6 protein-coding genes are annotated in these 7,276 nt (G+C 39.1%); all 6 read right to left on the reverse strand.

From position 1 onward, the window contains the following. Nucleotides 1-86 precede the first annotated feature (86 nt). Nucleotides 87-230 (reverse strand): hypothetical protein, encoded by a 144-nt coding sequence (locus tag A1D25_RS10925; protein ID WP_162853275.1) that lies wholly within the window; start codon nucleotides 228-230, stop codon nucleotides 87-89. Then, entirely contained in the window at nucleotides 231-1,637 is a 1,407-nt protein-coding gene (mltF, locus tag A1D25_RS07390; protein WP_420825112.1) for a membrane-bound lytic murein transglycosylase MltF, read from the reverse strand. It lies immediately after the preceding gene. A gap of 139 nt (nucleotides 1,638-1,776) precedes the next feature. Beyond that, a complete protein-coding gene (gene trpD / locus A1D25_RS07395; RefSeq protein WP_157395057.1) occupies nucleotides 1,777-2,781 on the reverse strand; it encodes an anthranilate phosphoribosyltransferase in 1,005 nt (334 codons plus the stop codon). 67 nt (nucleotides 2,782-2,848) lie between these two features. Continuing rightward, entirely contained in the window at nucleotides 2,849-3,433 is a 585-nt protein-coding gene (locus A1D25_RS07400) for an aminodeoxychorismate/anthranilate synthase component II (protein WP_157395058.1), read from the reverse strand. 10 nt (nucleotides 3,434-3,443) lie between these two features. Continuing rightward, the gene (gene trpE, locus A1D25_RS07405) at nucleotides 3,444-4,997 is read right to left on the reverse strand and encodes an anthranilate synthase component I (protein ID WP_157395059.1); all 1,554 of its coding nucleotides are present in this window, start codon (nucleotides 4,995-4,997) and stop codon (nucleotides 3,444-3,446) included. Nucleotides 4,998-5,168: 171 nt separating this feature from the next. Further along, complete coding sequence (gene typA / locus A1D25_RS07410; protein ID WP_157395060.1) at nucleotides 5,169-7,016, reverse strand: translational GTPase TypA; 1,848 nt, start codon at nucleotides 7,014-7,016, stop codon at nucleotides 5,169-5,171. Nucleotides 7,017-7,276 lie beyond the last annotated feature (260 nt).

The following is a 7,276-nucleotide window of genomic DNA, read 5'->3' on the forward strand; positions in this document are numbered from 1 at the left end:
AGGGACGCCACGCTGGCGCCCGTTTATTGAATACAACAAATTAGGGTTTGTCAGCGGCCTGAACGCAGGAAATTTCCTGCGTTTTTTTAGCTCTGCTGCTGAAACATCATAAAACCAACACGATGTCTTGCTGAGATTCGGCGTTTTAAACGGTAAATTTGTAAAATTCGACGAGATTTATTGCTATGTAATCGCTTGATCTTACGTTTTAGTTTTCGTTTTCTAAACATTTATTTCTCCTTAGAATCTTGTGATTGTTCTACATCTTTTATCGTTATATCCTGATCTACAGTTTGGGTTTCCTGCTTTTTATTTTCGAGAGATTGCTCTTTTACACGTTGGTAATTGATTATACTGTGGTAATAACGCCGAATATTCTCAACATAATTAAATGCCTCAAAGCCACGAGCATAGCCATATTTTAGATCACTGTAATAACGCTTTTCAGCAAGTTTTGGTAAATTTTTTTTTACATCTAACCAATTATCAGGATCGCCACCAAGTTGTTTAGTTAAGCGTCTAACATCAATAAGGTGTCCAAGCCCCATATTATAAGCGGCAAGACCAAACCAAATCCTATCTTCTTTCGCAATCGTATTTGGAAGCTGTGACATCAACAAATGTAAGTATTCAGAACCAGCTTTAACACTTTGCTCAGGGTTTGTACGATCTTTAATATTCATTCTATCTGCAGTATCTCGAGTCAGCATCATTATGCCACGAACCCCTGTTGGAGAAGTCGCGTTAGGATCCCAATGCGATTCTTGATAAGCGATAGCGGCTAGCATTTGCCACTCAAGATCACCTCGATACTTTTCAAATAAATGCTGATATTTAGGTAGAGTATTCTCAATGGCATTCAAATAGCTTCTTGAATCAACATAATCAAAACGTGATAAATGATTAAAATATTTCTCTTCAATACGAGCAACAAGCCCTGTTTCATTAGCTTGATGCATAAATTCCAACAATGCAGCTTGTAGCTCGCTATAAGCATTATTTTGCAAATACCAAACGACAGGGGCTTCATCGGTTAAATCAAAACCAACGGCAACATTTGGTTTAATATGCTGAGCGGCGGAGACATCAACAGAAGTGGCAACAGTGTAAGGGATTTTTCCATCTGCAACTTGCAATAACAGCTCTTCTTGGGTGAATTGATCGTTAATTACCCAACGTAACTGCGGATTATTTTCTTGGATCTGTTGAAGAATTGGTAACACTGCTGAACCAGCAGGAATAACTAACTCACCGTTAATATCTTCGATTTTATAAGGACGTTGAGTGCCTTTTTGATAGACCACTTGCCAAGACGCAGAATAGTAAGATGCTCCAATTTGAAACTCTTTTACATTATCCAAATTAAAGAGTAAACCTGCTGCTGCAATATCAACTTCACCTTTTTTCAAGGCTTGGAATAGCATCTCACTACTAGGGTAGGACTCAATATGGAGTTTAACTTTCAAATAATTAGCAAAGGCATTAGCTAAATCAAATTCAATCCCTTCTTGCCCATTTGCTCCAACAAAATAAGAGAGCGGATGGTTAATCATACCCACTCTCAAGGTCTTACTATGTTGAATTTGTGTATAGCGATTTTGTTCTGCTTGCATTGCTTTTTGCCAAGGGAATGTCATATCCCAAGCCCATAATAACAACGCAATTCCTAAAACAAGTCGAATAGCAATATTCTTCAAATCAAATTTCTCTGACGGTTTAATATAATTGCGTAAGTGTATAGCAAAGCCAAGTGAAGATCAAAATGTCGCTAATAGCTTATGAATAAGATGCCAAAGCCTGTAAGGTTTGATAGGCTTTATCCGTTGCAAGCAAGGCTTTTACTTTGGCAACATTTGCTTTGAGAGATCTCTCTCCAAATAATCGCATTAGCATTGCAACATTCACAGCAACTGCATCAATATGAGCTTGCTCGCCTTTTCCTTGCAGTAAAGCGGTAAGTTTCTCTGCATTTTCTGCAGGTTCTCCCCCTTTTAACGCATCAAGTGAATAACGAGGAATACCAAAATCTTCGGGAGTGAGTGTGAAGTAATGGATTTCTCCATTTTCAACTTCCGCAACCAAAGTTTCAGCGTGAATGGCTACTTCATCAAGCCCTGAACCGTGTACTACAATGGTATGCTGATGGCCTAAAGAGCGAACCGTTTCCGCATAAGGCTTGAGTAATTCAGGGGAGTACACTCCCAATAGCTGATGTTTTGGACGAGCAGGGTTTACCAATGGACCAAGAATGTTAAATAAAGTACGCGTTTTTAAGGCTTGTCGCACAGGAATGGCGTATTTAAAACCTTGATGATATTGCGGAGCAAATAAAAAACAGAGATTAGTTTTGTCTAACGCATCACGAGCTTGTTGAGCTGAGATATTTACATTGATACCTAACGCAGTAAGTACATCACTCGCACCAGATTTACTCGATACACTACGACTACCGTGTTTAGCAACTTTAATGCCTAATGTTGCTGCCACAATAGCACTTGCTGTTGAGATATTGATCGTATTTGCACCATCTCCACCTGTGCCAACAATGTCTGCAAAAGGGTAGTCAGGGCGAGGGAAGGGCGAAGCATTTTCTAAGGTTGCAGTTACCGCACCAGCAATCTCATCAACAGTTTCACCCCTCACTTTTAATGCAATCAATGCTCCAGCGAGCTGCTCGGCAGAAAGTACACCTTGCATAATTTGCTGAAATAAAAAATGGGACTCTGTTTGAGATAAACTCTGATGACTAAATAATTTCTCTAATAATGGTTCAAGTTGCATAATAATTCTCTCAGTCAATTTGCAAAATAATCGGGAAATCTTACCGCTTGTCAGCTCATTTATTGCGTTATGCTTTGGACAGTAGCCATTCCACAGACTGTTTAAGCAATTTTGAGCCTTCTACGGTTAAAATAGATTCTGGGTGAAACTGAAAGCCACAAATTTTTTCACTACGATGACGCACAGCCATAATAATCTCACCAAAGCGAGCATTTACAACGAGCTCTTCGGGCAATTTATCCCCCATTAAAGAGTGATAACGAGCAACAGGCATAGGATTATTGATACCTGCAAACATTGCTTGGTTATCGTGTTCAATACGAGAAACTTTACCGTGCAATACCGTTCCCGTATGCACAACTTCACCTCCTAAGGCTTCAATAATCGCTTGATGCCCTAAACAGATCCCAATTAACGGCACTTTACCTGCTAAACCACGAATAATGGCTAATAAATTCCCTGCCTCCTGAGGATTTCCTGGCCCTGGCGAAAGTGCCACAATACAATCTTCAGTATTGCAAGCCTTTTCTAAAAAAGCATTAAGCGGATAATCATTACGGAAAATAGTTACCTGATGTCCAAGTTGGCGGAATTGATCAACCAAGTTATAAGTAAATGAATCAAAATTATCAACAAAAAGAATATGTGCCATTGTCTGCTCCTTATAACGAATGGTTTACTTGAGCAATCGCTTTGAGTACCGCTCTTGCTTTATGACGTGTTTCATCGGCTTCTAATTGTGGATCAGAATCCAACACTTCACCACAACCCGCTTGAACATAGGCGATTCCATTTTGAATAAAGGCAGAGCGAATCACAATACAAGTATCTAAGTTACCGTCTGATGTTAAATAACCGACAGCACCGCCATAACTATGACGTTTTTGCTGCTCAAATTGATAGATTAACTGCATTGCTTTGACTTTCGGTGCACCTGTAAGTGTTCCCATATTCATACAGGCTTGATAAGCGTGCAGGGCATCAAGATCAGGTCGAAGTGTACCAATAACACGAGAAACAAGGTGCATAATGTGCGAATAACGGTCAATTTGCATCAAATCAGCTACTCGGCGAGAACCTGAAACACATACCCGAGCAACGTCATTACGTGCTAAATCTACTAACATCAAATGTTCTGCAAGCTCTTTCTGATCTAAACGTAGCTCTAATTCCAAACGAGAATCTAATTCAGGATCGATATTTCCTTGAGCATCAAAACCACGTGGACGAGAGCCTGCTATCGGATAAATTTCCAACTGACGATTAGTCTGATCATATTTCAACGCACTTTCAGGCGATGCCCCAAATAACGTAAATTCCTCCCCTTGCATAAAGAACATATAAGGGCTTGGATTATTAATCTTCAGTTGGCGATAGCTTGCAAGCGTATTTGGACAAGGCAAGCTAAAACGGCGTGATGGAACAATTTGGAACACATCACCAATATGAATATGGTGTTTTAAACGTTTCACAATATCCTTAAAGGCGTCATCTTCCAAATCCGCAGTAACCTCACTTGTTACTGAGGTAATCGCCAAAGATAAATTTTTATCAGAATTACTTGCTAATTTTTGCGAAAATTCTACCGCTTGTTGAGTAAGTTTTTCCGCTTGGGTTGGATCAAAACAGAAAGTATTGAGTGTAGCTTGCTGCTGTTGATGATCGACAAAAACCAACTGCTCCGCTAGATAGAAACTGAAATCAGGGCAAACCAAACCATCATCTTTTAAATGAATATTTTCCATCGGGATAAATTGAGCAATCAAATCGTAGCTAAACAATCCACCCAAATAAATTGGCGACTCAGCATCTTCAAACAGTTTGGTGACACAACGCAAACCATCAAAAATAGTAGTTGTTTTTAGCTTACTATCTTCATCTAACGCATCATTGATAATCGGAAATTCTGCTTGCAAGCGGTCAGATTCTGCTAAAAGTTCGCAAACAGGTGCAGGGGATAATTGCAAAAGAACTTGCTCAATTAAAGGCAGAACCGCTTTACCATTCTCGGTTAGTGCTTGAAAGGTAACCGTTTTTTCGTGACAAAAAATATGCACAGCCGACTGAGCAAATAATAGGCTTTTCAAGCTGTTTTTACTCTGTATTTCTGCAGAATCCAGTAATAACGTATGTGGGCGATCACCACAAAGATGAAAAAATACCGAAGTGGTATCGGCATAATAAGGCAACTGAGTTTGTTGAATTGATACAGCCATTTGGTTTTCCCTTAAAATCTTTTTGTACTATTAAACTAGTACAAGAGCATAAAGTCAAGCAAGTTTTTGTATTTTGATAAATTTAAGGGATTGTGACTAAAAGTCATCAATCCCTTACTTCACAAATTTTTAATCGCAGAGCATAGAGATCAGCGATCAAATAAAATTAAATTAATGCGTACTTGTACTTGTCGTTGTACGGCTTGCACGTTTACGTTCTACTTCCGTTAGTAATTTCTTACGAATACGCACCGAAGTTGGCGTTACTTCAACCAACTCATCATCATCAATAAATTCAAGTGCTTGCTCAAGCGTGAATTTTACTGGCGTAGTTAAAGTAAGTGCATCATCTTTTCCTGAAGCACGCATATTCGTCAATTTTTTACCTTCTAACGGATTTACGGTTAAGTCATTTGAACGACTATGAATACCAATAACTTGACCTTCATAAATCTCAACACCGTGATCGATCATCAATTTACCACGATCTTGTAAAGCATAAAGCGAATAAGCTAGAGCTTTACCTGTACCGTTTGAAATCAATACGCCGTTAATACGCTGACCAATTTCACCCGGTTTCACATCATCGTAGTGGCTGAAACTTGAGTAAAGTAAACCTGTACCTGAGGTCATTGTCATAAATTCATTACGGAAACCAATTAAACCGCGGCTTGGAATAATATATTCTAAACGAGTACGACCTTTACCATCTGGCACCATATCACGCACTTCACCTTTACGAATACCTAACGCTTCCATTACTGAACCTTGGTGCTGTTCTTCAATATCAATCGTTACTTGCTCAAACGGCTCTTGTTTACGACCATCAATTTCTTTAAAAATAACTTTTGGACGAGATACCGCTAACTCATAGCCTTCACGACGCATATTTTCAATAAGCACAGATAAATGTAACTCACCACGACCAGATACGCTGAAAATATCAGAATCATCAGTTTCTTCTACACGCAATGCCACGTTATGCACTAACTCTTTTTTCAAACGCTCTAAAATCTGACGAGAAGTAACGAATTTACCTTCTTGTCCACAGAATGGCGAAGTATTTACACAGAAGAACATAGTTACAGTTGGTTCATCAACAGATAATGCAGGTAACGCTTCCACATTGTTAATATCGCATAATGTATCTGAAATATTTAACTCACCTAAACCTGTAATGGCAATAATATCGCCAGCATAGGCTTCGGTTGCTTCGTAGCGTTGTAAACCTAAATGCCCTAAGACTTGACCAACGCGCCCGTTGCGAGTTTTACCTTCAGCATCAATCACTGTGATTGGTTGGTTTGGTTTTACCGTACCACGTTTAATACGACCGATACCGATAACACCTAAGTATTTACTATAATCTAACTGAGAAATTTGCATTTGGAATGGTGCATCTAATTGCACATCTGGTGGTGAAACGTGCTTAATAATTGCTTCAAATAATGGATCCATATTCGGAGCAAGATCTTCGTGTTCTAAACCAGCCACACCATTTAGTGCTGATGCGTAAATAATAGGGAAATCTAACTGCTCATCAGTTGCTCCTAAGTTCACAAACAAGTCAAAAACCTGATCCACAACCCAATCAGGACGAGCACCAGGACGATCCACTTTATTGATAACAACAATCGGTTTTAAACCGTGAGCAAAGGCTTTTTGTGTCACAAAACGAGTTTGTGGCATAGGGCCATCAAAGGCATCAACAACCAATAACACCGAATCAACCATTGAAAGTACACGTTCAACTTCACCACCAAAATCGGCGTGTCCTGGGGTATCTACGATATTGATACGATAACCGTTCCAGTTAATCGCTGTATTTTTCGCTAAAATTGTAATACCACGCTCTTTTTCAAGATCGTTAGAGTCCATAACTCGCTCATCAGTATCGCCACGAGAAGTATCTAGCGTACCTGAAAGTTTAAGAAGTTTATCAACTAAAGTGGTTTTGCCGTGGTCAACGTGGGCAATAATTGCGATATTACGCAGTTTGTTTGTATCTAAATGTTGCATTGAAATTACTTTATTTACAGGTGGAATTATCCACACATCTAACTTAATTAAGCGAGCAATAAAACATTACTCACTGACGAATTCTTGGAAATGTGATCTACCTCACAATTTGCAAAGGGGAGCGATTATACCTTTTTTTAATGAAATCGGCTAGGAAACAAGCGGTAAGATTGCAGTAAAATTTTGCAAATTTGATTCACTAATCAGCACACACAAAAAAACCGAGCATTTATCTACTCGGCTCAGACTGATGACAAACC

The sequence above is a fragment of the Ursidibacter arcticus genome, from assembly GCF_009761375.1.
Taxonomy (GTDB): domain Bacteria; phylum Pseudomonadota; class Gammaproteobacteria; order Enterobacterales; family Pasteurellaceae; genus Ursidibacter; species Ursidibacter arcticus.